This window comes from Streptomyces sp. 11-1-2 (assembly GCF_003595545.1).
In the GTDB taxonomy this organism is placed as follows: Bacteria; Actinomycetota; Actinomycetes; order Streptomycetales; family Streptomycetaceae; genus Streptomyces; species Streptomyces hygroscopicus_B.
The window spans coordinates 5,633,820-5,659,750 of record NZ_CP022545.1 but is presented as its reverse complement, the minus strand read 5'-3'; the positions used below and the strand labels follow the sequence as shown (position 1 = coordinate 5,659,750).

The 25,931-nt window shown below is 67.4% G+C and carries 24 protein-coding genes and 1 tRNA gene; 14 read left to right on the top strand and 11 right to left on the bottom strand.

Annotated features, from left to right (window positions below; genetic code table 11):
- Positions 1–147: 147 nt before the first annotated feature.
- A complete protein-coding gene (locus tag CGL27_RS50170) occupies positions 148–687 on the top strand; it encodes a hypothetical protein (RefSeq protein ID WP_162953058.1) in 540 nt (179 codons plus the stop codon).
- A gap of 362 nt (positions 688–1,049) precedes the next feature.
- Entirely contained in the window at positions 1,050–2,162 is a 1,113-nt protein-coding gene (locus tag CGL27_RS23795; RefSeq protein ID WP_119989860.1) for a toll/interleukin-1 receptor domain-containing protein, read from the top strand.
- Between the two features lie 981 nt (positions 2,163–3,143).
- Here CGL27_RS23795 and CGL27_RS23790 read toward each other — a convergent pair.
- Both CGL27_RS23790 and CGL27_RS23780 read right to left on the bottom strand, forming a co-directional pair.
- Positions 3,144–3,542 (bottom strand): hypothetical protein, encoded by a 399-nt coding sequence (locus CGL27_RS23790; protein WP_119989859.1) that lies wholly within the window; start codon positions 3,540–3,542, stop codon positions 3,144–3,146.
- Between the two features lie 463 nt (positions 3,543–4,005).
- Positions 4,006–4,467, bottom strand: a complete 462-nt coding sequence (locus CGL27_RS23780) for an ATP-binding protein (RefSeq protein WP_205587743.1) — start codon at positions 4,465–4,467, stop codon at positions 4,006–4,008.
- Between the two features lie 217 nt (positions 4,468–4,684).
- Here CGL27_RS23780 and CGL27_RS51055 point away from each other — a divergent pair, with 217 nt between their 5' ends.
- Both CGL27_RS51055 and ribD read left to right on the top strand, forming a co-directional pair.
- Positions 4,685–5,848: a hypothetical protein gene (locus tag CGL27_RS51055; protein ID WP_205587742.1), complete on the top strand. Its 1,164-nt coding sequence runs from the start codon at positions 4,685–4,687 to the stop codon at positions 5,846–5,848.
- Positions 5,849–6,146: 298 nt separating this feature from the next.
- Positions 6,147–7,040 carry a bifunctional diaminohydroxyphosphoribosylaminopyrimidine deaminase/5-amino-6-(5-phosphoribosylamino)uracil reductase RibD gene (gene ribD / locus CGL27_RS53210; RefSeq protein WP_119989853.1) on the top strand — a complete coding sequence of 298 codons (894 nt, stop codon included), beginning with the start codon at positions 6,147–6,149 and terminating at the stop codon, positions 7,038–7,040.
- Positions 7,041–7,070: 30 nt separating this feature from the next.
- Here the strand turns inward: ribD and CGL27_RS23760 are convergent, their stop codons facing one another.
- Both CGL27_RS23760 and CGL27_RS23755 read right to left on the bottom strand, forming a co-directional pair.
- Positions 7,071–7,532 (bottom strand): hypothetical protein, encoded by a 462-nt coding sequence (locus CGL27_RS23760; RefSeq protein WP_240450614.1) that lies wholly within the window; start codon positions 7,530–7,532, stop codon positions 7,071–7,073.
- A 415-nt stretch (positions 7,533–7,947) separates the two neighbouring features.
- Positions 7,948–8,625, bottom strand: coding sequence for a hypothetical protein (locus CGL27_RS23755; protein WP_240450613.1), 678 nt, complete (start codon positions 8,623–8,625; stop codon positions 7,948–7,950).
- Between the two features lie 494 nt (positions 8,626–9,119).
- Between CGL27_RS23755 and CGL27_RS23750 the strand changes: the two genes are divergently transcribed.
- Positions 9,120–9,680, top strand: coding sequence for a hypothetical protein (locus tag CGL27_RS23750; protein ID WP_078642336.1), 561 nt, complete (start codon positions 9,120–9,122; stop codon positions 9,678–9,680).
- Between the two features lie 823 nt (positions 9,681–10,503).
- On the opposite strand, the gene CGL27_RS23745 is transcribed toward CGL27_RS23750, so the two are convergent.
- From CGL27_RS23745 to map, 4 genes are all read right to left on the bottom strand, one after another.
- A complete protein-coding gene (locus CGL27_RS23745; RefSeq protein WP_119989849.1) occupies positions 10,504–11,070 on the bottom strand; it encodes a GNAT family protein in 567 nt (188 codons plus the stop codon).
- Between the two features lie 57 nt (positions 11,071–11,127).
- Positions 11,128–11,601, bottom strand: a complete 474-nt coding sequence (locus CGL27_RS23740) for a hypothetical protein (RefSeq protein ID WP_119994521.1) — start codon at positions 11,599–11,601, stop codon at positions 11,128–11,130.
- Positions 11,602–11,873: 272 nt separating this feature from the next.
- Positions 11,874–12,062: a hypothetical protein gene (locus CGL27_RS53560; protein ID WP_346345738.1), complete on the bottom strand. Its 189-nt coding sequence runs from the start codon at positions 12,060–12,062 to the stop codon at positions 11,874–11,876.
- A gap of 217 nt (positions 12,063–12,279) precedes the next feature.
- Positions 12,280–13,062 (bottom strand): type I methionyl aminopeptidase, encoded by a 783-nt coding sequence (map, locus tag CGL27_RS23730; protein ID WP_119989847.1) that lies wholly within the window; start codon positions 13,060–13,062, stop codon positions 12,280–12,282.
- A gap of 82 nt (positions 13,063–13,144) precedes the next feature.
- Between map and CGL27_RS23725 the strand changes: the two genes are divergently transcribed.
- The gene (locus tag CGL27_RS23725) at positions 13,145–13,447 is read left to right on the top strand and encodes a helix-turn-helix transcriptional regulator (protein WP_119989844.1); all 303 of its coding nucleotides are present in this window, start codon (positions 13,145–13,147) and stop codon (positions 13,445–13,447) included.
- A 39-nt stretch (positions 13,448–13,486) separates the two neighbouring features.
- Here the strand turns inward: CGL27_RS23725 and CGL27_RS23720 are convergent, their stop codons facing one another.
- Positions 13,487–15,199 (bottom strand): FAD-dependent oxidoreductase, encoded by a 1,713-nt coding sequence (locus CGL27_RS23720; RefSeq protein WP_119989842.1) that lies wholly within the window; start codon positions 15,197–15,199, stop codon positions 13,487–13,489.
- Between the two features lie 68 nt (positions 15,200–15,267).
- On the opposite strand from CGL27_RS23720, the gene CGL27_RS23715 reads away from it, so the two are divergent.
- The 3 genes from CGL27_RS23715 (at position 15,268) to CGL27_RS23710 (ending at position 16,236) form a co-directional block, all read left to right on the top strand.
- Positions 15,268–15,882 carry a TetR/AcrR family transcriptional regulator gene (locus CGL27_RS23715; protein WP_119989840.1) on the top strand — a complete coding sequence of 205 codons (615 nt, stop codon included), beginning with the start codon at positions 15,268–15,270 and terminating at the stop codon, positions 15,880–15,882.
- A gap of 77 nt (positions 15,883–15,959) precedes the next feature.
- Positions 15,960–16,100 carry a hypothetical protein gene (locus CGL27_RS50165; RefSeq protein ID WP_159037810.1) on the top strand — a complete coding sequence of 47 codons (141 nt, stop codon included), beginning with the start codon at positions 15,960–15,962 and terminating at the stop codon, positions 16,098–16,100.
- A 62-nt stretch (positions 16,101–16,162) separates the two neighbouring features.
- Positions 16,163–16,236, top strand: a tRNA-Met gene (locus tag CGL27_RS23710).
- 112 nt (positions 16,237–16,348) lie between these two features.
- Here the strand turns inward: CGL27_RS23710 and CGL27_RS23705 are convergent.
- Positions 16,349–16,975 (bottom strand): hypothetical protein, encoded by a 627-nt coding sequence (locus CGL27_RS23705; protein ID WP_119989838.1) that lies wholly within the window; start codon positions 16,973–16,975, stop codon positions 16,349–16,351.
- Positions 16,976–17,285: 310 nt separating this feature from the next.
- Here CGL27_RS23705 and CGL27_RS23700 point away from each other — a divergent pair, with 310 nt between their 5' ends.
- Positions 17,286–18,197, top strand: a complete 912-nt coding sequence (locus CGL27_RS23700) for an amidohydrolase family protein (RefSeq protein ID WP_119989836.1) — start codon at positions 17,286–17,288, stop codon at positions 18,195–18,197.
- A 71-nt stretch (positions 18,198–18,268) separates the two neighbouring features.
- Here the strand turns inward: CGL27_RS23700 and CGL27_RS23695 are convergent, their stop codons facing one another.
- Positions 18,269–19,147: an LLM class F420-dependent oxidoreductase gene (locus CGL27_RS23695; protein ID WP_119989834.1), complete on the bottom strand. Its 879-nt coding sequence runs from the start codon at positions 19,145–19,147 to the stop codon at positions 18,269–18,271.
- Between the two features lie 197 nt (positions 19,148–19,344).
- On the opposite strand from CGL27_RS23695, the gene CGL27_RS23690 reads away from it, so the two are divergent.
- From CGL27_RS23690 to CGL27_RS23675, 4 genes are all read left to right on the top strand, one after another.
- Positions 19,345–20,082: a response regulator transcription factor gene (locus tag CGL27_RS23690; protein ID WP_078642327.1), complete on the top strand. Its 738-nt coding sequence runs from the start codon at positions 19,345–19,347 to the stop codon at positions 20,080–20,082.
- Positions 20,083–20,162: 80 nt separating this feature from the next.
- On the top strand, positions 20,163–22,058 hold the full coding sequence (locus CGL27_RS23685) for a HAMP domain-containing sensor histidine kinase (RefSeq protein WP_240450612.1): 1,896 nt from the start codon (positions 20,163–20,165) through the stop codon (positions 22,056–22,058).
- A gap of 26 nt (positions 22,059–22,084) precedes the next feature.
- The gene (locus CGL27_RS23680) at positions 22,085–23,383 is read left to right on the top strand and encodes a bifunctional glycosyltransferase family 2/GtrA family protein (protein WP_162953057.1); all 1,299 of its coding nucleotides are present in this window, start codon (positions 22,085–22,087) and stop codon (positions 23,381–23,383) included.
- A complete protein-coding gene (locus CGL27_RS23675) occupies positions 23,380–25,791 on the top strand; it encodes a glycosyltransferase family 39 protein (RefSeq protein WP_119989829.1) in 2,412 nt (803 codons plus the stop codon). The genes CGL27_RS23680 and CGL27_RS23675 overlap by 4 nt, the downstream gene beginning before the upstream one ends.
- Positions 25,792–25,931: the final 140 nt, after the last annotated feature.

Genomic DNA, 25,931 nt, shown 5'->3' with positions numbered 1-25,931 from the left:
ATATGTGTGCCTCACCGCAGATCGGGTCACGCAAGATCAGTAGGGTGCCCTGTTTCGCGGATGGTCCTGCCTCGTTGCTAGGGGACTGACAGGTTCCTGCTGTTCCTAGGGGTGCTATTTCGCCCTGCACCCGCCACTATCAGCAGCATGGATCAGGGGGTTGCTGCGGTATGGGCCGCAAGTGTGGCTGGTGTGGCGGGCACGGCTGGGGCTGTTGTGGCGGCGGGGCTGGGTGGCCGTTCGGCTCGGGTTCAGGTAGCCGATCAGGGAGCACTGGAGAGAGAGCGTCTACTAGAAGAGCATCGGCGGCAGGTGTCCACCGCCTTCCAAGAAGAATTGTCTGCGGCGATTCTTGCGGTGGATGAGTTTGAACGGGCTATTCGCGAAGGGAACTCCTGTGATCAGGAGGAATCTTCCGTGCACAAGGCAATCAACGTTGCACTGAGTAGTACGTTCAAGGTGCGTTCCTGCTGCCCATCCTTTGTTACGGATTTTGCGAACGAGGCGTGCATGTCATTAAAGAAGTCCGCCGATAGCCTTCGAATTCTGTGGCGACATCCAGAGGCGGCAGAGGTCGTTAAGGCGGCGGCCAATCGCTGCTGGGAAGAAGAGCGACTTAGGGTGACTGTGGCCTATTCAATGTTCGCGGACGCGATTCGACTTGCTATTAATACCCCTGCAAACTGAATCGGAATGCACGACGAACGGGCGCTCCTTTATCGCTTGTTGGTTTGATGGTGGCAGCGCCCGCGACGGCGATACCGGCAGGGCGAGGCATGGCGAGTCGAGCACTAATGTGACCCGAAGTAAAATGGCATGATGGTCACTGCTTTAACTGTTGTCGCGGAAGAAGAGGGCTGATCCTCGGGAGCCCTTTAGACCGGCGATGGGGCATGGCCCACTCTTCCCGCACTTTGACCCTCATGACCACTCCAGTGGCGACATGGGGCTTGTTCTGGAATACTGGATTGGCAATGACCGTTGGGCCGCAGGGAAGGTTCATCGTCTCACCTTTCTAGGTGCGACCCAAATATGGTCAATCGGGAGGCATGACGATGGCAACCGATGCAGCAGTTCCGCAGGAATTGAAGAAGCCGCAAGCCTTCATTAGCTACACGCACTCTGATCGAGATGCTGTATTGCGTGTGGCGGGCTACCTAAATCGACTCGGTTTGACGACATGGCTGGATAGTAAGGAAATGTCGGCTGGCGATAATCTAATCGAAGAAATCGCCAGAGGGATCGAGCAGGTTGATCTATACGTGGTTTTTCTATCGCGGGCATCTCTCGGTTCATCATGGGTGAGGCATGAGCTCAATACAGCGCTCACCCTTGAATTGCGTGGTGGAAGCCCTAAAGTGGTGCCGGTTCTCTTGGAGAAGGTGGACTTGCCGGCGTCTCTGGTCAGTAGACTGTACGTGGACGCAACTAGATCCCTTGAGGAAGGGTTTGAGCCACTGCATCGGCTTATAGAATCTGCTGGTGTGGTAGGTGTGAGTGGATTGGAACGCCCTCCTACTGTCGAGCGTCAAGTGTGGCTTTCGAGCGCCCGATTCTCGCTGTACGAGGATACCGTAAAGACGTATGGCGGATTGTCGATGGAGCACTCCCAGGACGAAGTCCGTGAAGAGGCTGTACGGCGCTTGTCTAGATTGCGCAAGAAGGCGAATGGCATACTTTTGAATTTCATCCCGATCGCCAATATTGACTTCTCTAATCCGGCATTCACTTTCCCGAATGGCGAAGTGACGGAGAGGGTCGAGGAATTCGGGGGAGACGTGACTGGCACTATTGCTAATCGCTCTATCTTGGACGTTGATGTGGTGAACCCGGATCCGGATTCATTGTCCAAGCTTGTCGCGAAAACCCTCAAAGGTCTTGGTGTCCTTGGTGTTGGTTATCAATTCTCCATCACTCCACCCGTAGAGAATCTACCCAGGATTGCCTTGGAAAAACTGCGTGGCACATATCCAGTTCTTGCGTGGGATCCGGAGTCCGGTACGGAAGTTGCACTTCCTGATGATGTCCGTGTCACGGTTTCTGCGGCACCTGGAAGTATTGGTATCGATGTAAGAACAAAATATCCATTCCAGTTCGAAATGAGAGTTGATCAATTTTCCGCGAACAAATTTATTGAATGGCTACTTCCCCCGTCCTCATAACCCTGCGCCTGACCTGCTCCGCCGTGACGGATCTCTTCTCCTCGGCTGGCATAGGGGGCAGCAGCGACCGGACACGGTACGCGCCAACGACTTGCTGTGGGCATCAAACAGACCGCCGCTGAGACCCGGGCCAGGACGGTGCCCGATCTAGCGGATCGAGATGAAGTCGGGGCTGTTGCTCACTGAGCTGGTGGCCTGACGGCACTCGTTGACGGCAACGGGGGTGCACATTGCCGTATCGCGAGACGCGTCCGCGCACTGGGCGGGCTGGGGCGAGGTGTCGTCGGCCTGATCAGCACATCGGCGGCACGAACTTGTAAGGCGGTGGCCAGGTGGTTGCTGTACAGCAGGGAGGTACAGCAACCACCCCAACCACAGTCGATCGACACCGGCCCGAGCCGATCGACTGACCAGCCCAGCAGACCTCAGCGACGGCCCCGCCCGTAGTTCGCATCGAGGGGGTCAGGGGTTTCAAATCCCCTCAGGTCCACCGCAGCTCAAAGCCCCCGCCGGGGAAATCCGGCGGGGGCTTTTTGGCGCCGTACAGGAGCGAAGTACAGCAACTACTTCCGATCTTGCTTACCCAGGTGCTTGCCGAGCCAGGGTGTGGCCTACGCGTGCGTGAGGCTACGGAGTAGGAGAGCAGGCCCTACCAGAGTGGCCAGGCGGCGTGCGCCCGCGCTGTACGCAGACTCGTGAGGCCTGACTCGCTGACGGCAACCGTGACGGCAACGACGGCACATCTTCCCCATCAACGGCTCCCGCCGGGCGCCATGGCAGGCTACCGCCGAGGCGCGCACCAGCCCCCTGCCCGAACCTACGGATCAAGAGGTTGCAGGTTCGAATCCTGCCGAGCGCGCACCAGCTAAGAGGCCCCTTCCGATCATCGGAAGGGGCCTCTGGCGTATGCGGTGACATCAGTTCTGACATCAACCGCTGGGGGACGCTCAGGGCAGGACCGGTGAGTCGGCCGCTGGGCGATCACTCTTCAGGTGCGGTGGGTCGGAACAGCGCAAGGAAGCCGCCAAGCAGAGTGAATGCGAGAAGGAGGAGTTCCGTTTCCACCCTGCTGACGCCGCCCTCGGTCATCTGAGTCCCGAGAATGATCCACGCCGCCGATCCCATGGTCACCAGCAGCTGATTGTCTCGCTCCCGCAGCAGCCGCATCCCTGACCACAGCAGCAACGGCACCAGCGTCAACCAGGCGAATGTGGCCAGAGCCCCTTCGGCGAACCCTGTGCCGATGCCCCCGTCGGGGTTGGCATGTCGTGCTTCCGACTCCCACTGCTCGGCGGATTCCCACACCCAGTACGTCGCGTGGGCGGCGGCTGCCGAGACGACGATCCCCTTTAACCAGCGGCATAACTTGCTGCTCAACATGGCTTCACCATGCACAGCACAGTCCTCGCACACCTGAGTACCCATACTCAGAGAGGGCCAGAAGGTGCAGGGAAGGAAGCCTGACGACCACCGCTCGCCGCCTGCTTGACGTTATTGAGGGCGGGGGCCTCCGGTCCCTCCACGACTGCGACCCCCGCCCAGCCTTTGAGGTGCTACGCGTCAGGCGTCGCTGTTCGGCCTCGTGCAGCCGTCGTGGAAGAGCCCACATTCGCCATGGACGCGCGGAAAAAGCTGGTGATGATCATGCGGAATCCTGTGTGGCCTGTCTGGTTCGCGTGACGCAGGTACCACACCTGCGGCTGCTTCGCTTCATCGGCCGCGCCGGAGGAGTCGTCGCACGTCGTGCATTCGGCCTCCAAGATCGGTGGGCTTCCGGTGACGTCTGCGCTCAGGGTCCACAGGGTCCAATCGCCCTGCCGTATGACGGAGTTTCCGGCGGTCGTCACGACTGCCCCTCTCTACGCTCTCCATCGACCAGTGAGGCCCGTTCGTCGACAGGAAGTGCGAGGACGGCCCAGACCGCTTTGCCCACGGCTGCCCGTGGGCTCACGCCCCACTGATCGGCGAGCGTTTCGACCAGGACCAGCCCTCGGCCGCGTACGGATTCGGGGGTGGGAGTCCTCAGCTTGGGTAGTTGGTCGGCCGCGTCATGAATCTCGATCCGCACCTTGTCGCCCTGGTGCAGATAGCGCGTCTCGATCTGTCGTCCCGGCACCCGTGCATGACGTACGGCGTTCGTTATCAATTCCGACAGCACCAACAGCGCGACCTCTTCGACCGCGATCATCCCCCAACCGGCCAGAGCCTTAGGCAAGTCAGCTCGGGCCAGGGCGACACAACGGGGGTGGCGGGTCCAACGCCTCACCACCACTCGTCCTTCAGGGTCTGTCAGCTCTGGCTTCATGGCCATAAGCGTCCAGGTGAGACGCCCGCATCGGGACAGCCAACGGGGTACCCCGGGCGGTGAAATGGGGTACCCCGAAACTCGGCGCGATCTACGCTAAATGTGACGACGTCCCTACACCTCGTGAGCGGCCCATGAGTGAACGTGAAGCCAGCCGCAGCGGATACCCCCTCACCATCCCGTCCCGGCTACTCCACAGCGAGGACATGAAACGGGCGTGCAGGCGAAGGGATTTCGGGAGATCTTCCGTCTCGTCAACCGACGAGCCCCAGCGAGCTACGCGGCAATGGCCGCTGCCGTCACCAAGATGACCAGCGCGCGCGTCGGCGACGTGATCCGAGGTGATCGGGGCATTCGCAGTGTCGCCGTCATGGAACGCATCGCTGATGGACTGGGCATTCCCGGCCACATGCTCGACCTGCCCGAGCGGCCATGGGAGGGTACCCCGTCACCGGCCGCCGCTGCCCAGAACCAGGCTTACGCTCGCAGTAGCCCAGACGGCTCGAACGCCCCCGCACCCTTACCTGCAACGGGGGCGATCTCTGGTCTGCCGATTGTGCACGTGGACCCCTCGAATTCGGCGGACGCGGATGCGCTACCCGAAATCGTTCTGGTTTCGGTGTACGTCGATGGAAGAGAGCAGATCGTGCCGATAAATCGCCGAGCCCTTCTCGGGCACGCAATTGGTGTCGCCCTGCAAGGAAGCGGACCTCTCCGTGTCGTGAACGCTTCCGCTGAGATCGTGCGCCCAAAGCCCGCCAGACCACACCGACTCTCCGCCGGACGAGGCGAAGCGGCGATCGAGCACTTCCGCGACATGTGGCACACCCTGGTCAGGGCCGACAACCTCTTCGGCCCGCGTCACGCCCTCGCAGGAGTGCATCAGCAGCTCGACATGCTGCAAGGTCTTCTGGAGGACACCCGGGGCGAGCACCGGCAGGAGCTGTTGAAGCTCTCGGCCCAGTACGCCGAGTCAGCCGCGTGGCTTCACGAGGACTCCATGGACGTGGCCAGCGCTGAGACGTGGACGAGCCGGGCCATGGAATGGGCCATGGAGGCCGGAGACGAGGCCATGTTGTCGTGGACGCTATTCCGTCGGAGCCAGCTCGCAGCGGGGAAGCAGAACGCAGGTCAGACGATCGGCCTCGCGCAGGCGGTGCAACGCCATGAACGAGCTCTCACCAGGCCGATGAAAGCGCAGCCATCCAGCAGGAAGCGCAGGGCCTGGCACTCGATGGCGACGAAGTCGCCTGTCATCGAAAAATGGACGAGGCCCACGAATTCGCCGCTTCCGTGGATTCATCCGGGGATGCGCGATCAGGTCATGGCGACTTTTGTACGCCCAGCTATATCGAGATCCAGCGCGCGAATTGCTGGCTGAACCTCTCGCGTCCGGACCGTGCGGTAGCGACCTTCCAAACCGCGTTGGCTGAGCTTCCGGACGTCTACCAGCGAGACCGAGGGTTTGCCCAGGCGCGCCTTGCCATGGCGTACGTGGGCATCCGGGAATACGAGCAGGCCGCAGCCGAGGCCGCATCGGTCCTCGATATGGCCCGCGGCTCAGGCTCCGGGCGCACTCTGCAAGAGGCAGTCACGGCGATCAACGCGCTTGCGGCGGCGAGTAATGTTCCAGCGGTGCGAGACCTACTCGACGCAGTCAAGGAGAATGCGGGGTTCTGATGGCCACGCCGAACGAACTAGCGGCCATGCGGCGAGCAATCGCCATCTCTGCCCAAGGACTTGGGACGACGAGCCCGAACCCGCCCGTTGGGTGCGTGATCCTCGACCGCGACGGCGTACCGGTCGGCGAGGGATACCACCTCCGCAAGGGAGACCACCACGCCGAGGTGAACGCGCTCGCCGCAGCGGGGGAGCGGGCCGAGGGTGGCACGGCGGTCGTGACCTTGGAGCCCTGCAACCACCACGGCCGGACCCCACCGTGCCGACAGGCACTGATCGACGCGAAGGTCTCCCGAGTCCTGATGGCCGTCATGGACCCCACCTCGCGTGGGGAGGGCGGCGCGGCGGTGCTGGAACAGGCCGGCATCGAGGTGGAGCGTGGCGTTCTGGAGCAGGAAGCGCTGCTCGTCCTCGGCCCGTGGCTGCACTCGCTGCGTACGGGAAGGCCGTACATCACCTGGGCGTACACGGTCGGTGCAGATGGCTTCGATGAGAACGGCGCGGACATCGCCGAGCTACGCCGCACACAAGATCTTGTGATTCGGTGGACCGGGGCGATCGAGGAAGGCGTGCCAGGAGGCCATGGGGCAGAGGTTTTCCGCGTGCCTAGTGGACCGCTCGGAGACGTCCCCGGCAAGGCTCTGGGCACCTTGGCCGATGCAGGCGCACGGTCGGTGCTGATCGAGGGCAGCGCAAATGAAGCGGCGCAGTTGCTTGCCGACGCTGTTGACCGCCTGATCATCGATGTGCCGGGGACTCCGCCGTCATCGAGGCCGACCACAGCGAGCGCGGCGGGGCCGGGCCTGGTTCCCAGTGGGTTCCGGATGGTTGGCGTGCAGCCCCATGGTCTATACGTGCGCCTCATTGCAGAGCAGGCGATCCGAGACGAGTAGCCGGGTCGGGGGCTACGAGCCGCCCGCTCCCTACGCATCCCCGCCGCGTATGGCCGCCGAACTCGGCTGGCCCGGTCCACCCTCATGCGGAACGACGACGATTTGGTACTCGTCCTCGTAGACGATCCTCCCTGGGTCTGACGATCGCATCATGCGGCACCCGACCCCGTGAGCAGCAAGGACGTCCAGGTAGCCGTCTACTCGCTTGATCAGGTCCCGTGACGTGGACTTGAACCAGGCCGCCGCCCCGGGGTGAAGCTCGCGGTCGTAGACCGTTGGATCGACGGAGGAAGGGTCAGGATAGGCAGCGTTGTACCAATCATTGTTAGTCCGTCTGAAGCGCTCCTGCTCAGCAGTCAGCTTCCCGTCCCGTGCCAGCCCATTGACCAGTCCAAACACGCCGGTGAAGTATCCGCGCTCATTTCGGATTGTGCTCTGGAATCGTACGTATACCGCTTCGTCCACAAGCCCTCTTGCTTCGCCGATCTCCACGGCGAAGATGCTAGGGCTCCGGCTGACCGTGTGTCCCAGGGACAGCGTAAGAGCCACGCCGATGGCTGGCGGATCTGGCAGCCGGTTGGTGACGGCAACGCTGACGGCAACGACGGCACATGACGCCCGTCAACTGCCCTCCCCGGGCACCAAGTTAGGCAGCCACCGAGGCCTATACCAGGCCCCTGCCCGAACCTACGGATCAAGAGGTTGCAGGTTCGGATCCTGCCGAGCGTGCAGTTCAGAGGCCCCGTTCCAGTTGTGGGAGGGGGCCTTTGGCGTTGCTGCGTGACCGCTGCGTGGCTACGGGGTGTGGACGATCACGTAATTCCCCACGACAGGGCACATGAGCGTCACGTAATTCCCCACCCTCATGGCCACGTTTCCCATGGGGACGGCGGTCGCCGACGATGGCTCAGGCGGCATGGGCTCGCTCCGTCGAGTTGTCTGTGGAGCGGGAGGCATCGTGGTCATGCAGCGGCGCAAGGGCGGGAGTACGGCGGCGGCGCTGCCAGTAGGCGATGGCGAGTAGGGCCAGGAAAGGTCCCCACAGCAGGAGCGGGGCGTAGCTGGCGGTGAAGAAGGCGAGGTGCCATCCGTGCAGTGTCAGGGTGGGGAAGTCGCTCGGAAGCGGGTTGCCCTGGATGGTCAGCCCGGCGGCGACGGTGATGCCGGCGGTGGTCCACATGGCCGTCAGTATCGCGGCACCGAGCGCGGCAGGGACCATAGCGGCAGGCAACGGTACTCGGCGTCCGCCCAGGCCCGGGATCCAGCGAGGGAAGACCTCGCCCCATCCGGCGATCAGGCCGACTGCGGTGAACGCCAGCAGCTCGGACAGGATTGACAGGCAGATCACGTACACCTGGCCCGGGAGCCATGACGGGAGGTCTCCCGTCCCGTGCCGTGCAGCGTCCCCGCCGACCTGGAAGACGACCGTCGCGATCCGCCACACACTGGAGGGAAGGACCGTGAGCGGCACGGCATAGGCAACGAGCCGAGCCCAGCGGGGAACCCCCTGGACGGGTGCATGCGCGGCCCGCCACGCGCTGCGTAAGCGTCCCGTCTCTGCTGCTTCGGAGTGAGTGGTCGTCATCTGTGGCTCCTCAGGTCCGGCAGTTGTGCCACCGCTTCGCTTCGAAGGTCCCAGCCGCGGCGCTCAGTGAGCATCAACCTGTGGAATGGACTGGCTCCCCCATGCGGGGGAGTTGCGGTGAGCCGCCCCGATCCCCGAACAGAACAGGCCGCCCAAACGAGTCAGCGCGGTGTCAGATGTCCCGCGAGCACCTGGGGAATCGCGTGACGTCCGCCCTGGGGGATTACGTGACCGTCCACACGGGGGCCGGGGCATGCGCCGAAGGGCTTGTTCATGGTCGTCGTGCCGGTCTGGGCGACCGGTCGGATCCGCGTCCGGGGTCCGTCCGAGGCCGATGTTTTTCCCGGCTCAGCGGGCATGGTGCTCATCGGCGCAAGCGAGCTGTTATGCGCCGCTGGGTTCCATTAGGCGTCTGTTAGCCGAACGCCAACGCGATCTTCGAAGCTGGTTGTCGTCCGGGAGCGAGACCAGACAACACAGCAATGGGAGACACGATGAGCACCACCTCCACCACCAACCGCTTCCGCGGCCGTGCCGGCCGCCGCATCGCCGCCACTATCGTCGCCGCCGCGGCGCTGGGTCTGGGGGCCACGGCCTGCGGGCCTGACTCCGATGCTGCGGACTCCAGCGGCTCCTCGGCTTCTTCGACCGCGTCCCCCTCGCAGCAAGCCTCGAGCCAGCCCACGAGCGGTTCCTCCTCTGGCAACTCCGGCTCGCAGGGCCAGGACGGGGGCGGTGCCGCCAACGCGGGTAAGAGCCTCACGATCGTCGGCACGATGGAGTACCTCGCGCCCGGCAAGCTGATCGTCAAGCCCGAGGACGGCGGCACGGACCAGGCGTTCCTGGTCGCCAACGCCACGAACATCCGTGGCGCGGCCGCGATCTGCACCGCCCCCGACGGCAGCGTGGCCATCGGCGACGACGGCTACGGCACCGCGAAGTGCACCGTGGACGAGCTGGAGAAGGCTGCGAAGACCAACAGCGTGACCGTCCGCGTCACCATGGACCGCAAGTCCGGTGGTGCCGATACGGTCGCGGAGAAGTACCACCCGTAAGTCGTCGCCTTGGGCGTGAACGCCCTTGCCGCCCGGTATGGCATCTGCGGCGAAGCAGCTAAGAGGCCCCTTCCAGAGATGGATGGGGCCTCTTGCGTTGCCCAGTGACCGTGGTCGTCGCCTGCGGCACCCGTTGGGTTAATTCTTGCGGCGGCGCCGTTGTCCATAGGGGCCGCGGCGATCGTGTGCGCGCCACTCCTCCTCATGGATGTCGCGGTCTTCGCTGCCCGCGGTGCCTCCAGGAGTCGGGATTGTCTCCCCGGCGTCGATCCTGGCCTGTGTTGCGGCGAGTTTGCGGTCGGAGCGCTCGTCGTCCGAATGCTTGCGATCAGGCAGCGGTCCCGGGGGCGGCGGTGTGTGCGCTATCTGCTTGATCTTGTGGCGCCGCGGCTCGGGGGAGGCGTTCCCTGCCTCCGCGCCGTTCTGATGCGACCGTGACGTACTGCTCATGATCAGGCCCCCGCCTCACTGAAATTCTCTGACAGTGTGTATGGATCATTCCCTGGAAGGGCTGCGAGGAAACGGAGTTCAGCACGTGGGTGCTGCCCATGTGCCTTTCAATCCTGCCGGGGCCAGCGGCGTCTGGGGCGTACTTATTGGCAGCCTTACCCGTCGGACACTTCCTGGCGTGCAGAGGGGCTGATTCCGGAGCAAAAGAAAGGCCCTCAAGAGCTGAGGAAGGCTCTTTCGGGCATGGCTAAAGGACGTCGCTCATGAGGCCGGGACGCGGACCTGGGCGACGTCGCTTGGACGATCTACGGATCAAGAGATGTTTGTGTGTCGGAGCCGGACTGCCGGTGCTGCGACTCTGCGACTGGGCACTTCAGTTGGGCAGTGGGGCCTCGGCTTGGGCCATCTCGGTAGTGATGGCCCAGCGCTCGTGGTCCCTCCACTCGCCGTTGACGAACTGGAAGGCTGCCGAGTAGCCCTCGCGCTGGAATCCCAGGCGCTTGACGAGGTTCAGCGAGGAGGTGTTGTCAGGCTGGATATTGGCCTCCAGCCTATGCAGTGCCAGCTGACCGAAGGCGAGCTGAAGCACGAGCCTCAGTCCTTCGGTCATATAGCCACGGCCGGTGGTGGAGGCGTAGGCGGTATAGCCCACGGTCCCGCTCTGGAGGGCGCCCCTGACGATGTTGTTGATGTTGATGCCGCCCACGATCGCGCCAGTGCCGTTCAGACAGATCACGAAGCCTTCGTGGGTGGGCTGCTCGATTCGCTCAAGGTAGCTCTCGAAAGCTTCCGGCGTGTGATCGCGGGCGCCCAGCCATGGGCGGAGCATCTCGGCGCTTTCTTGGGCCAACGCTGTGAGTTCATCGTAATCCTGACGGCGGACGTGGCGTAAGGCCACTCGCGGCCCGTGCAGGAGGTAGCTGTAGCTGGTGGTTGCCATCCGGGGATCCTATGCAGCCTGCTCGTGGACCCCGGAGGCGGGAATTACCGCGGGCACTCACTGGTGCTGGACCGGCGGGCAGTAGCCGGTGTCTGCGCCGATGCTGTTGATCGTGGCGTTGTCCCTGGGGTCGTCCGCGTAGTTGATCTGGTTGGTGCAGCGCATGCCGGGCTTCCTGGGGGTGCCGGACGGGGTGCCGCCCTTTTGCGGCTCCGGGCAGTAGCCGGTGTCCGCGCCGATGCTGTTGATCGTGGCGTTGTCCCTGGGGTCGTCCGCGTAGTTGATCTGGTTGGTGCAGCGCATACCGGGCTTCCTGGGGGTACCCGACGGGGTGCCCTTGGCGGAGTCCTGGTCCGAGCCCTGGTTGGGCTTGGCCGCGGAGGTGGGGGATTGCGTGGCGCTCGCGGAGGGGGATGAGGACGAGGAGTTGGTGTCGCCGTCCTGGCAGGCGGTGAGGCCGAAGGCGGCGATGGTGATCAGCATGGCGGCGGCGGCCTTGCGGGCGTGGCGGACTGTGGTGCGGTGCGACATCTTCATTCCCGTTCGCTCGACGTGGTGTTTCGGCTTCGTGAGAACAAGACTGTCGGACACCGCTGATGAACTATCGCTGTACGGCTAACGCCCCGCTAACGTCCGCGGCGGACCGTCGAGGTGTCGGGCGGGTGAGGGGGTGACGACCCGCCTGGGCTGCGATGTCGGCCTGCCTGTCTTTGGGGTGACCATGTGTCTGGCCGTTGATGCTGTGCCGAGGGCTCGGTGGTGGGGCAGCGGCGGAGTGGGCGTGCATGCCGCCACTCGCCGCATCACTCCACGGGTTCTGCGCCGTCGTGAGCCCAGGGAATGACGACCACCTGGTCCGGGTCCTCGTAGATGATCTTTCCTGGGTTCGACGATTCGATTCGCTCGCAGGCGACTTCATGCAGGGCGAGGATCTTCAGGTAGCCGTCCACCCGGGCGATCAGTTCCAGGGAGGCGGCTTTGAACCATGCCACGGCTCCTGGATTCAGTTCGGGGTCGTAGACCGAGGGATCGACCTCGAGGGGTTGGCGAAGTTGGCGTTGCACCAGTCGTTGCCGGCTCGCCAGAACCGATGTTCCTCGTCACTCAGTTGGCCTGCCCGCGCGAGGCCGTTGGCCAGTGCGAAGACACCGGGGAAGTGGCCTCGCGGGCTTCGGACGGTCCCCTGAAACCTCACGTATAACGCGTCACTCACGGCCGCATCTGCTTGGGCAAGGTGAGGATTTCGGCTCCGTCGTCGGTGATGGCGATCGTGTGCTCACTGTGCGCCGTGCGGCAGCCTGTCGCGCTGCGGAGGGTCCAGCCATCGGCATCGGTGACGAGCTGGGCGGTGTCCGCCATGACCCACGGCTCCAGTGCCAGCAGCAGCCCAGGGCGCAGCTTGTAACCGCGGCCGGGCCGTCCGGTGTTCGAGACGTGCGGGTCCTGGTGCATCGTTGATCCGATGCCATGACCTCCGAACTCGGTGTTGATCGGGTACCCCGCCTCGCTGAGGACCGTGCCGATGGCATGGGAGATGTCGCCGATGCGAGCCCCGGGCCCGGCGGCGGCGATCCCCGCGGCCAGTGCGCGCTCGGTCGCGTTGATCATGGCGACGCTCTCCGGGGGCTTCGCGTCGCCCACGATGAAGCTGATGGCGGCGTCCGCGGCGACTCCGGCTTTGGAGACGGCGAGGTCGAGTGTCAGCAGGTCGCCGTCGGCAAGCGAGTAGTCGGACGGCCGCCCGTGGAGCACGGCGTCGTTGACGGCCGTGCAGATGTAGTGGCCGAACGGGCCGCGTCCGAAGGACGGCTCGTAGTCGACGTAACAGGACAGCGCCCCCGCCTCGACGATCATGGTCTTGGCCCACCGGTCGATGTCCAGAAGGTTCGTGCCGATCGTGCTACGGCTCTTCAGCGTCTGCAGGATGTCGGCGACCAGAGCGCCTGTGTCCTTTGCTCGGGTCAGTTCGGTGGGGCTCAGGATCTCGATCATGCGGCGTCCTTCTCGTGTACTCACGTACTCATGTAACCAATAACTATACCGGGCTTACTATACCGGTATTAGAATCGGGGCCATGGTCAGGTTGCCGCTCACTCCCGCAGAGGTCGAGCGCGGGCAGCGCCTCGGCGCCCTTCTACGTCGGGCCAGGGGGGAGCGCTCGATGCTCGATACCGCGCTGGACGCAGGTGTCTCACCAGAGACCCTTCGGAAGATCGAGTCCGGTCGCGTGGCCACCCCTGCCTTCCCGACCATCGCGGCGATCGCCGATGTCCTCGGCCTTTCGCTCGATGACGTGTGGGCCGAGATCAACCGGCCTGATGGCGAGGTCGAACCCACGGGGCCAGGTCGCACCGCGCGCGAGCGGTTGGCCTCCTGAGTCTCGGGCCCCGCAGCTCCGTTGCACCGACCGGCTCTCTCAGTGCGTGCCGACCCAACGCTGGACGGCGGTGTCGAGCTCCTTGAGGACGGCGTCGTCGGACGAAGCGGTGTCGCGTGAGGCGGCCCAGATGATGACGCCGTCCGGACGTACGAACAGGCTGGGCTGCGACGTCTCGGAGGCCGGATCCGCGACGTACGCGACCCTGTGCTCCAGCGGGCGTACGGCCTGGGCGAAGCGGCCGTCAGGGGAACGGTCGACGAGGACGAAGCGGGCGTCGTGGGCGTGGTCGGCGAGCCGGTCGCCCGAGGACAACGCGACATCCCCGGCGATCGATCCGACCGGTGCCGCCGCCTTGTCGGCGATCTCGTCGGCGATCTTGGCGGTGCCCTCGTCGGCGAGGTTGTCGGCGATCTTGTCGGTGATGTCGTCAGCGACCTTGTCGGCGGGGGTGCCGGTGACGTCGTAGTGCTGGGTGATCCCCGATGTCAGCGCGACCACGCGGTTCATCACGCCCGGCACCGTGAACAGTTCCTCGCCGACGACCTTGCGCAGTTGCGCGGTGCGTTCGTCGCCGCGCATCAGGGCGACCTGCGCCCGCGTCCAGTCGAGAACCCACGCCGCGATCGGGTGGCGTTCGCTCTCGTAGGTGTCGAGCAGTCCGGCCGGAGCGTATCCGTGCACGGTCGCGGCGAGCTTCCAGCCGAGGTTGACGGCGTCGCCCAGGCCGAGGTTCAGTCCCTGGCCGCTGAACGGTGAGTGCACGTGCGCGGCATCGCCCGCGAGGAGCACCCGGCCGTGCCGGTAGGACTGGGCCTGCCGGGCATTGTCGGACCACCGGGTCGCCCGGCCGCGAAGGCCGTTGAGCGTCACGTTGACGCCGGTGACGTCGCGTACGGCCTGCTGCAGTTCCTCGAGCGTGACGGGGGCGTCGCGGTCCTGCGGCTGCGGGCCGAAGCGGGCGATGAGAACGCGCCCGGGAATCGGGCCGTAGGCGTAGATTCCGCGAGGCGTCCAGGTCCAGCCGCGGCTCAGCTCGCCGGGGTCATCGAAGTCGGCGACCGCCTGGTATCCCACCATCTGCGGATCGGTGCCGACGAAGCCGATGCCCAGTTGCCTGCGGATCGCGCTGCGACCGCCGTCGGCGGCGACGACCCACCCCGCCGTCAATTCACCCGCGCTGGTCTCCACGACGACATCGGCGTCGACGTCGTCGTCCGTAAGGTTCGCGTCCGCGCCGCGCACACCGTGGACCTCGACACCGCGGCGAACCTCTACGCCGAGACGGGCGCAGTGGGCCGCGAGCAGCAGTTCGAGGTCGTGCTGGGGGACGAGGATGCCGTTGGCCGCCGCGGTGTGCCTGGCCAGTACCGGGTCGCCCTGATCAGCGACCGGGAAGCGGTGCGCGGCGCGCTCGCGCGAGGCGCGCTCATGCGAGCCCTCCTCGTGCGAGGTGCGTTCATGCGAGCCCTCCTCGTGCGAGTCCGGCTGGTTCACGAAGGCGTTCTTACGGCCGGCGAAGGCGCCGACGGAGGCGAGCAGCCGGCGCTGTACGTCCTCCGCGGCCGGGAGCAGCCCGCGCCGGTCGAGGATTTCGGCGCTGGCGACATTGATCGACCCGGCCTTGATCGTCGGGTCGGGCTCCGGGAGCCGCTCCAGAACCGTCACCCGCGCGCCCAGGAGTGCAAGTTCGCCGGCGAGGAAGAGGCCCGTGGGACCGGCTCCGACGACGATCACATCGGTGCGCTGCATGGCAAGCTCCTTACCCTTACTTGGTAAACTTACCGGATAAGGGTAACGGGGAAGGTTAGCGTTGTCACATGCCGAATCGAGGGGACCGCGGCGGGGCACAGACCCGGGCTCGCATCGCGTCCGTCGCAACCGAGCTCTTCCTGGAGCGCGGGTTCGATGACGTGACCATCAACGAGGTCGCCGCAGCCGCCGGAGTGTCGAAGGTGACGGTCTTCGCCCACTTCGACCGCAAAGAGGACCTCCTGTTCGACCGTTTTCCGGACGCCCTCGACACCATGCGGACCGTGATCCGCGAGCGCGCGGATCACATCGACCCCGTCGAAGCGATTCGCCAGGCCGCCCTCGCGCTGGCCACGCAAGGCCATGTGCTGTCCGGGCTGGGGGAGGGAGTCGAGCCGTTCATGCGCACCCTGATGGCGTCTCCCGCGCTGATCGCACGACTCCGCCTCTTCGCGTCCGAGATGGAGGATGCGCTTGCGGCCGAACTCGACGCCGACGCTCGCTTCTCCGGCGACAGCGCGCTGACCGCGGCCCTGCTCGTAGCCGCGTACCGCACGGTTGCGGTCGAAACGGTGCGGCGGCGGCTTGCCGGAGGGGATATCGGCGAGATCAGCGCCGCGCATCAACGCCGGCTGACGTTCGCCTTCGATGCGCTGGCCGGCGGATTGCCCAGCGTCGGGTGACGAACTTCAGGGCCGGTGGGGCCGGGCGGGGCGATTAGCTTAGGTAAGCCTAAGTCGCTGCTCTATGCTGCGGTGCCATGAGCATGGCCGAGTACCGGGACTACGGCTTCCACTGGCGGGTGCTCGTTCCCCGGCCCGTGCCCTGGCCGCTGCTGACGATCTTCGGTTACGGGGCGGTCGTCGGAGCCGTCTCGGTCGTGGTCGAGGTTCTTCGCTGAGTCGGTGCGAGGAGAGTGGATTTCCCTTAGCGGGGAGAACGACGTAGAGTTACGTTCATCGACGCGGGGTGGAGCAGCTCGGTAGCTCGCTGGGCTCATAACCCAGAGGTCGCAGGTTCAAATCCTGTCCCCGCTACTCAGGTATCGAGGGCCCGGCACTTTTTCAGTGCCGGGCCTTCGGTCGTTCGGTCAGGTTGTGGTTCGAGCAGCGGGAACCGGAGCGTCCCGCCGCCGTCACCCCGCTGCCGTCAGCGCTTGACCTTCCAGCTCACCGGCCGCTTGGTGTCGTCGCCTGTGCTGTACGTCACCACCGACGGCCGTATGCCGTTCGGCACCAGGAACACCTTGCACAAGGAGACCTTCCCTCCCACCGCGAAGTCGTCCGGGTCCTTGCCCGGGCATGCCGCCACCTCGGTGTCGCCGGTGATGAGCGGCTGGTCGTCCACACCGTTGGTGTCCTCGAGCCCGGTGGGGGTGTTGAGGAAGGGGTAGTGGAGGGAGTTCTCGCCGACGTTTTCGAAGGTCATGGTGACGTAGTACGGCTGGGTCGTCCGTACGTCGGACGGTTCCGTGCCCGCCTTCTTCAGCTCCGCATGTGTTCCCTTGCGCACGCTCACCGCCGTGACCCGCAGGGCGCCCCGCATATGGTCCGAGCCGCTCTTGTAGGTGATCGACGTGGGCTCGCCGAGCCGGAGCGTCTTGCCGCCGTCGCCGTCGGTCGCCAGGTCGGCGCGGGGCGCGGACTGCCGTCGGCCGGAGCCGGACGCGGCGGTGCCGTCCTCGCAGCCGGCGGTGGCGAGGCCGAGGAGGGTGACGCCGAGGGCGCAGACGAGAGCGGTCCGGAATCGGGTGGTGCGAGGCGGGCGGTTGGGCATGGATGGTCCCCCGTGGCTGGTCGTGGTCGGTGACGACGTCGGGCGGGCGGCGCCGGCCTGAGGTGGTGGCCCTCAGACGGTGGTCTTAGGCGGTGGCCTCAAGCGCTGGCCTCAGGTCGGTCCCAGGCCGGTCCCAGGTGGATACGCCGGTGCCGGAGCGTCAGTTCACCGTGTTGGTTCCCCTTGTGGTGATCTTGTCACTGCAGATCATCATGGCCGTGACAAAACCACTGGTTGAGGCTGTGATCAACTCGCAGTGGCCCTGAGACGAGGCTGTAGCACAGACGCCCGGGGCAACTACCGTGACCGTATGGACGATCCCGCCGTGGTGTCGGTGCAGCGGTTCTGGCAGGAGCTCGGGCTGCCCGGACTCATCGATGTACACACCCACTTCATGCCGCAGCGCGTACTGGACAAGGTCTGGGCCTACTTCGACGCCGTCGAGCCCCGCTGGCACATCACCTACCGCGAGGAGGAGGGCGAACGCCTCGCGGTGCTACGGGCGTTCGGGGTGCGGGCCTTCACCTCGATGCTCTATCCCCACAAGCCGGACATGGCGCGGTGGCTGAACGACTGGTCGGCCGGGTTCGCCGCCCGTACGCCCGACTGTCTGCACACCGCGACCTTCTTCCCCGAGCCTGGCGTCGAGGGGTACGTGGACGCGGCGCTCGAGGGCGGGGCGCGGGTGTTCAAGGCCCATGTGCAGGTGGGGGCGTACGACCCGGGCGACGCGCTGCTCGACCCGGTGTGGGGCACGCTCGCCGAGAGCGGGACGCCCATCGTCATCCACTGCGGATCGGGGCCCGACCCGGGCAAGTACACCGGACCGGAGCCGGTGGGGCGAGTGCTGGCCCGGCATCCTCGGCTGCGCCTGATCATCGCGCATATGGGGCTGCCGGAGTACGCGGACTTCCTGGGGCTGGCGGAGCGGTACGAGGGGGTGCATCTCGACACCACGATGGCCTTCACCGACTTCACCGAGAGCCGGTGGCCGTTTCCGCGGGCGGAGCGGGGAAGACTGGCCGCGCTGGGGGACCGGGTGCTGTTCGGGAGCGACTTTCCCAACATCCCGTACGGGTACCTGCATGCCCTGGACGCGCTGACGCGGATCGGCCAGGACGAGGAGTGGCTGCGCGCGGTGTGCTACGGGAACGCGGCGCGGCTGTTCGGGATACCCGGGATACCCGGGATACCCGGGATACCCGGGATACCCGGGATATGAAACAGCCCGCCCGGCGCCATGTCGGCGCCGGGCGGGGGGCGAGTGAAGGGCTGAGGGGGCTGAGTAGAGGCTCAGCCCTTGTCCAGCGGCAGTGCCTCGGCCAGCGTGCGCCACTGCGCGCGCGGGACGTCGGCCAACGGGCTGTCGGTCACCGTCTGGATCGCGACATGGTCCGCGCCCGCGGCCAGGAACTCGTCGACGCGTGCCCGGATCACCTCCGCGTCACCGAGGGCGAACATGGCGGAGATGAGACGGTCGCTGCCACCGTCCGCGAAGTCCGCGTCCTCGAAGCCCAGCCGCAGGAAGTTGTTGGTGTAGTTGGGCAGCGCCAGGTAGCGGGCGAGGTAACCGCGGGCCGTGGCGCGGGCGCGGTCCAGATCCGTGTCGAGGACGACCTTCAGTTCCGGCGCGAGCACGGAATCCTTACCCAGGATGTCGCGGGCCTCGGCGGTGTGCTCCGGAGTGACGAGATACGGATGCGCGCCGGTCGCGCGCTCGCGGGACAGCTCCAGCATCTTGGGGCCCAGGGCGGCCAGGACCCGCTGGGAGGCGGGGACCGGGGCCGGGGCGGAGTCCAGCGCGGTGAGGTATTCCTTCATCGCCGTGTACGGACGCCGATAGCGCTCACCGGCGAGCGCGCTGTGGCTCACGCCGAGGCCGAGGAGGAAGCGGCCGTCGTGGGCCGCGTTGAGCGCGGTGTGCCGCTCGGCCACATAGGCCGCCTCGTGGTCCCAGATGCTCAGGATTCCGGTCGCGATGGTGATCCGGGAGGTGGCGTCCAGGAGGACACCGGCCTGATCCGGGCTGGGGCTGCCACCGAGCCAGATGGCGCCGTACCCCAGCTCGTCCAGTTCGGCCGCCACCTCGCTGACCTGCTCTGACGGTAGGGAATCCGTCTTCAGGGCCGCGGTCCAGACGCCGATCTTGCCAAGTGCGGGACGAGAACTCATACAGGGGGAAGCCGGAGAGTCCTTCCGCTTATTCCGTGGCTCCCGGTAGTTCCGCTTATTCCGTGGCCCCCCGGTTGTCCCTCGTCCCTCGCCGTTGCTCCGTGTCCCCACGGATGCTCCGTGTCGCCACAAGATTCTCAGGTGATTCACAGGTAGCCGAAAGCGACCTCTCAGGACCCGCTCGGAGGGTAGGGCCCATGATGCCGACCTCGCCCCATGGGCGTACCGAGCTGCTGCGCCCCGACGGGAGCCCCGTCCGGGTGCTGGTCGTGGACGACGAGTCGGCGCTCGCCGACCTGCTGTCGATGGCATTGCGCTACGAGGGCTGGGAGGTGCGCACCGCGGGCGACGGCGCGGAGGCGATCCGGATCACCCGTGAGCTGCGCCCGGACGCGGTGGTCCTGGACATCATGCTGCCCGATATGGACGGGCTCACGGTGCTGGGACGGCTGCGCCGCGAACTGCCCGATATCCCGGTGCTGTTCCTGACCGCGCGGGACGCGGTGGAGGACCGGATCGCGGGGCTGACGGCGGGCGGCGACGACTACGTCACCAAGCCGTTCAGCCTGGAGGAGGTCGTCGCCCGGCTGCGGGGCCTGCTGCGCAGGTCGGGGGCGGCGGCCGCGCGCAGCGAGTCGGTGCTGGCCGTCGGCGATCTGATCCTGGACGAGGACAGCCATGAGGTGTCGCGCGGCGGCCGGGAGATCCATCTCACCGCGACCGAGTTCGAGCTGCTGCGCTATCTCATGCGCAATCCGCGCCGGGTGCTCAGCAAGGCGCAGATCCTCGACCGGGTCTGGAGCTATGACTTCGGCGGCCAGGCCAACGTCGTCGAGCTCTACATCTCGTATCTGCGGCGCAAGATCGACGCGGGGCGCAGCCCGATGATCCATACCCGGCGTGGCGCCGGGTATCTGATCAAGCCCGGGGAGTAGAAACCGTGGCGCACCCCCCGATCCGGCCGTCCGGGGTCCCTGAGACGCCTGGTGTCCCTGAGGCGCCTCGTGCCCATGAGATGCCTGGTGTCGCTGAGGTGTCCGGTGCCCGCGAGGTGCCCGGCGCTCCCGAGCCGCCCGTCGCGCCCTGGCCGCCTGCCGCCCCCGAGCCGCCCCGGAGCGCGGGAGCGGCGCAGGGGCGGGCGCACGCCCGGCGCGCTCAGCGGGGCGGGCGCCGTCCCTGGTCCCTGCGCACCCGTCTGGTCGTCTCGGCCGTCGCGCTGATCGCGGTGGTCTGCGCGGTGATCGGCACAGTCACGACCCTGGCCCTGCAGTCGTACCTCCAGGGCCAGGTGGACGACGATCTGCGCGCATCCGTCGGGCGCTTCCTGAACAAGCCGGGCCCGGCGCGCGAACTCCCCCGGGACGATGTGCTCTTCGTCGCCTCGCCCGGTCAGCCCATCGGCACGGTCGGGGCGCGTATCGGCCAGGACGGCGAGATCTCCATGTCCGGCAAGAGCAATGACTCGCCCATGACGAACGACATGGATCTCGAGGGCCGGGTGGACTCCCTGACCAGCGGTCAGCGGAAGGCGCTCGCCGCCGTCCCCCTGGACGGACAGGTGCACACCATCGATCTGCCCGGCCTCGGCGGCTATCGGGTGGTGGCGCAGTGGGATCACCGGGAAGGCGGCATCATCCTCGCCTTCCCGCTCGACCAGACCCAGGAGACGGTCAACACCCTCATCCTCGTCGAGTTCTGCGTGGCCGCGGCCGGGCTGGTCGCGGCCGGGATCGCCGGGGCCGCGATGGTCGGCATCTCGCTGCGCCCGCTGCGCCGGGTGGCCGCGACCGCGACCCGGGTCTCCGAACTCCCCCTGCACAGCGGCGAGGTGGCGCTGCGCGAGCGCGTCCCGGCCTCGGAGGCCGATCCGCGCACCGAGGTCGGCCAGGTGGGCGCGGCGCTCAACCGCATGCTCGGCCATGTGGAGTCGGCGCTCGCGGCCCGCCAGGAGAGCGAGACGCGGGTGCGGCAGTTCGTCGCCGACGCCAGCCATGAGCTCCGTACGCCGCTCGCCTCGATCCGCGGCTACGCCGAGCTGACCCGGCGCGGCCGGGAGGAGATCGGGCCCGACACCCGGCATGCCCTCGGCCGGGTCGAGTCCGAGGCCGGGCGGATGACCGGGCTGGTCGAGGATCTGCTGCTGCTGGCCCGGCTCGACGCGGGCCGGCCCCTGGAATGCGCGGAGGTCGATCTCTCCCCGCTGGTCGTCGACGCCGTCAGCGACGCGCGGGCGGTCGGCTCCGACCACGAGTGGCGGCTGGAGCTGCCCGATGAACCCGCGGTCGTCCACGGTGACGACGCCCGGCTGCATCAGGTGCTGGTCAACCTGCTCGCCAACGCGCGTACGCACACCCCGGCCGGTACCACGGTCACGGCGCGGGTGCTGTGGGGCGGGCCGCAGGCAGCATCGTCGTACCCCTCGCCGTATCCGGCGCCGTACGGCCTGTCCTACGGGGTGTCCGCAGGCATGTCGCCCGGGACCGGTGGCCCCCGTGGGCACCGTAAGGGCGGCGGCTCGCCATATGCCCCGCCGTACGGTTCGCCGTACGCGGCCGCCCGCGCCGCCGCCGGGGCCTTCGGCCCGCCCCAGCCGCCCTCGTACGTCTCGCTGGAGATCGAGGACGACGGTCCGGGCATCCCGCCCGAGCTGCTGCCGCATGTCTTCGAACGGTTCGCTCGCGGCGACGCCTCGCGCTCCCGCGGCGCGGGCAGTACGGGGCTCGGCCTGGCCATCGTGCACGCGGTCGTGGCCGCGCACGACGGGCAGGTGACGGTGGACAGCGTTCCCGGGCGCACCGTGTTCGGCGTCCACCTGCCGGTCCACCTGCCCGTCCACCGAGGCGTTCACCATGGCGTTCACCAAGCCGTAACGGACTCACAGGCAGGCCACAGGCTGACCACACAGCCGTGACAGCGCGGCTCGCGACTGTCGACCTCATGCGAACCGACACCCCTCTCGGGGCTCTGCCCGAGACACCCCTGCAGACCTTGCCCGTGCGCGGGCCGGTGATGGCCGAGCTGGGCCGTCCGGTGCTGGACGTCGTCATCCCCGTCTACAACGAGGAAGCGGACCTCGAGCGGTGTGTGCGACGGCTCCACGACCATCTGGCCCGCACCTTCCCGTACGGCTTCCGGATCACCATCGCCGACAACGCCAGCACGGACCGTACGCCCGAGCTCGCGGCCTACCTGGACGAGTCCATCGAGGAGGTGACGGCGGTCCGGCTGGAGCAGAAGGGGCGCGGGCGGGCGCTGCGCACCGTGTGGTCGCTGTCCGAGGCGCCCGTGCTCGCCTATATGGACGTCGATCTGTCCACGGACCTCAAAGCGCTGCTGCCGCTGGTCGCCCCGCTGATCTCCGGTCACTCCGACCTGGCGATCGGATCGCGGCTGGCGCGCAGCTCACGCGTGGTGCGCGGGCCCAAGCGGGAGTTCATCTCGCGGGCGTACAACCTGATCCTGCGCGGCAGCCTGGCCGCCCGCTTCTCCGACGCCCAGTGCGGTTTCAAGGCGATCCGTAAGGACGTCGCGGAGCGGCTGCTGCCGTTGGTCGAGGACACCGGGTGGTTCTTCGACACAGAGATGCTGGTGCTCGCCGAGCGGGCCGGGCTGCGCATCCACGAGGTGCCGGTGGACTGGGTCGACGACCCCAACAGCACGGTCCACATCGTGAAGACGGCCACGGAGGACCTCAGGGGTGTGTGGCGGGTGGGGCGCGCGCTGGCCACCGGTGCGCTGCCGCTGGACCGGGTGCGCCGTCCGTTCGGCGACGATCCGCGCGACCGCGAGCTGAGCGGGGTGCCGAAGGGCCTGGCCCGCCAACTGGTCGGGTTCTGCGTGGTCGGCGCGCTGAGCACGCTGGTCTATCTGCTGCTGTACTCCCTCTTCCGGCTGGGCACCGGCCCGCAGGTGGCCAACGCGCTGGCGCTGCTGCTGTCGGCGCTCGGCAATACCGCGGCCAACCGGAGGCTCACCTTCGGGGTACGCGGCCGGGACCGCGCGATGCGCCACCAGGCCCAGGGGCTGGTCGTCTTCGGCATCGGCCTCGTGCTGACCAGCGGCTCCCTCGCCGCTCTGGACGCCGCCCCCGGCACCGCCTCGCACGGCACCGAACTGGCCGTGCTGATCGCGGCGAACCTCGCCGCGACCGTTCTGCGCTTCCTGCTCTTCCGGGCCTGGGTCTTCCCGTCGGACAGCGGGGCCACCACCGACGACTTGAGGAACGACAACCGATGACGACGTACGACCACGGCACCCGGGACGTCGGACCGCCGCCCTCGCAGCCCTCGGCGACCCCGGCAGGCCCGGTGGCTTCGACGACACCGGCGGCCTCGCAGCCTCCACAGCCCCTGGCGGCCTCGGCAGGCCCGGCGGCCCCGGACGGGCGGCAGGCGGCGCGGCCCCAGGCCACCGGCGGTTCGCGCCTGGCGCGGGCCTGGCGGGGACGGCCTGAGGACCCGCGCTGGGCGCGACCCGCCCTGTGGGCCCTGCTGGCCGTGACCACCGTGCTCTACCTGTGGAGCCTGGGCGCGTCCGGCTACGCCAACCAGTTCTACTCGGCGGCCGTGCAGGCGGGCAGCGAGAGCTGGAAGGCGTTCTTCTTCGGCTCCTCCGACGCCGCGAACTCCATCACCGTCGACAAGCCCCCGGCCGCGCTGTGGCCGATGGCCCTGTCGGTGCGGCTCTTCGGCCTCTCCTCCTGGGCGGTCCTCGTCCCCGAGGCGCTCATGGGCGTCGCGACGGTCGGGGTGCTGTACGCGGCCGTACGCCGCAGGTTCAGCGCGGCCGCCGGGCTTATCGCGGGCGCGGCGCTCGCGGTCACCCCGGTCGCGGCGCTGATGTTCCGCTTCAACAACCCCGACGCGCTGCTGTGTCTGCTGATGGTCTCGGCGGTCTACTGCGTGCTGCGCGCGCTGGAGGACGCCCGCACCAAGTGGCTGCTGCTCGCGGGGGTCTGCTTCGGCCTCGGCTTCCTCACCAAAACCCTGCAGGCGTGGCTGATCCTGCCGCCGCTCGCGGTGGTGTACGCGGTGTGCGCCCCGGCGAAGTTCGGCCGGCGCATCGGGCAACTGCTGCTCGCGGGGCTGGCGATGGTGGTCTCCGGCGGCTGGTGGGTCGCGATCGTCGAGCTGTGGCCGGCGTCCTCGCGTCCGTACATCGGCGGTTCGCAGCACAACAGCTTCCTGGAGCTGACCTTCGGCTACAACGGTCTGGGCCGGATCAACGGCAATGAGACCGGCAGCGTCGGCGGGGGCGGCCGGGGTGGCGGCGGTGGCGGTGGCGGCAGGTGGGGCGAGACCGGGATCGACCGGCTCTTCGGCTCCGACATGGGCGGTCAGATCGCCTGGCTGCTGCCCGCGGCGTTCATCCTGCTGGCGGCCGGGATCTGGCTGACCTGGCGGGCGGCGCGCACCGACACCCGGCGCGCGGCCTTCCTGGTGTGGGGCGGGGCGCTGCTGATGACGTTCGCCACCTTCAGCTTCATGTCCGGGATCTTCCACCAGTACTACAACATCGCCCTGGCGCCCTATATCGCGGCGGTCGTGGGCATGGGCGCGGCGCTGCTGTGGGAGCGGCGGAACGAAGGCGGCCGGGCCGGGTCGGCCGCCTCGGCGGTGCTGGCCGTCACGGTCGCGGCCACCGCCTATATGTCGTACGTCCTGCTGGGGCGGTCGGCGGACTGGCACCCCTGGCTGCGCTGGGCGGTGCTGATCGGCGGACTCGCGGCGGCGGCCGGACTGCTGCTGACGGCGCGCCTCGGCCGGAAGGCGGCGCTGGCCGCGGCGGGCCTCGGCCTCGCGGCGGGGCTGGCCGGGCCGGTCGCGTACACGCTCAACACGGTGGACACCCCGAAGCGCGGCTCCATCGTGACGGCCGGTCCGTCGGTGGCGGGCGGTATGGGCGGCCCCGGTGGCGGCTTCCCGGGCGGCGGCCGGATGGGCGGCCCGCCGGGGATGCAGAACGGACGCCAGGGCGCGGGCCAGCAGGGGCAGGGCCAAGGCCAGGGCAATCAGCAGGGTGGCCAGGCCCAGCAGGGCCAGGGGCAGGGCGGTCGGCAGGGTATGCCGGGCGGGGGCACCGGCGGTGGTCAGCCGGGCGGTCAGAACGGCTTCCCGGGCGGCGGCCAGTCTCCGCAGAACGGTAAGGGCAACGCCCAGGGTCAGGGGCAGGGCCAGGGGCAGAACGGCCGACCGGGCATGCTGCCCGGTGGCGGCATGGGCGAGGGCGGCCGGCGCGGCGGCGGCATGGGCGGACTGCTCGACGGTCAGCAGGTCGACGCCAAGACGGAGGCGAAGCTGGAGAAGAACGCCGACGACTACACCTGGGCGGCCGCGGCGATCGGCTCCCAGAACGCCGCGAGCTATCAACTCGCCACCCAGAAGCCCGTGATGGCCATCGGCGGCTTCAACGGCAGCGACCCGTCCCCGACGCTCGCCCAGTTCAAGGAGTATGTGAAGCAGGGCAAGATCCACTACTTCATCTCCTCGGGCACCGGTATGGGCGGCGGGCCGGGCGGCGGCCAGGGGACTTCGTCCCAGATCACCTCCTGGATCGAGGCCACCTACAAGAAGGTCACCGTGGGCAGCACCACGCTCTATGACCTGACACAGAAGTCCTCGGCGTCCTCGAAGTCCTCCGACTGACGCCCGAATCCCGTACGTACGGGCCGGTGGCCGGGTTTCCCCCTGGCCACCGGCCCGTACGCGCGTGCGGCGCGCGGACGATAATTCGCTGTACGCCGTAGAGCGATACTTGTACGGTGTATAGCGACCATATCGTCATA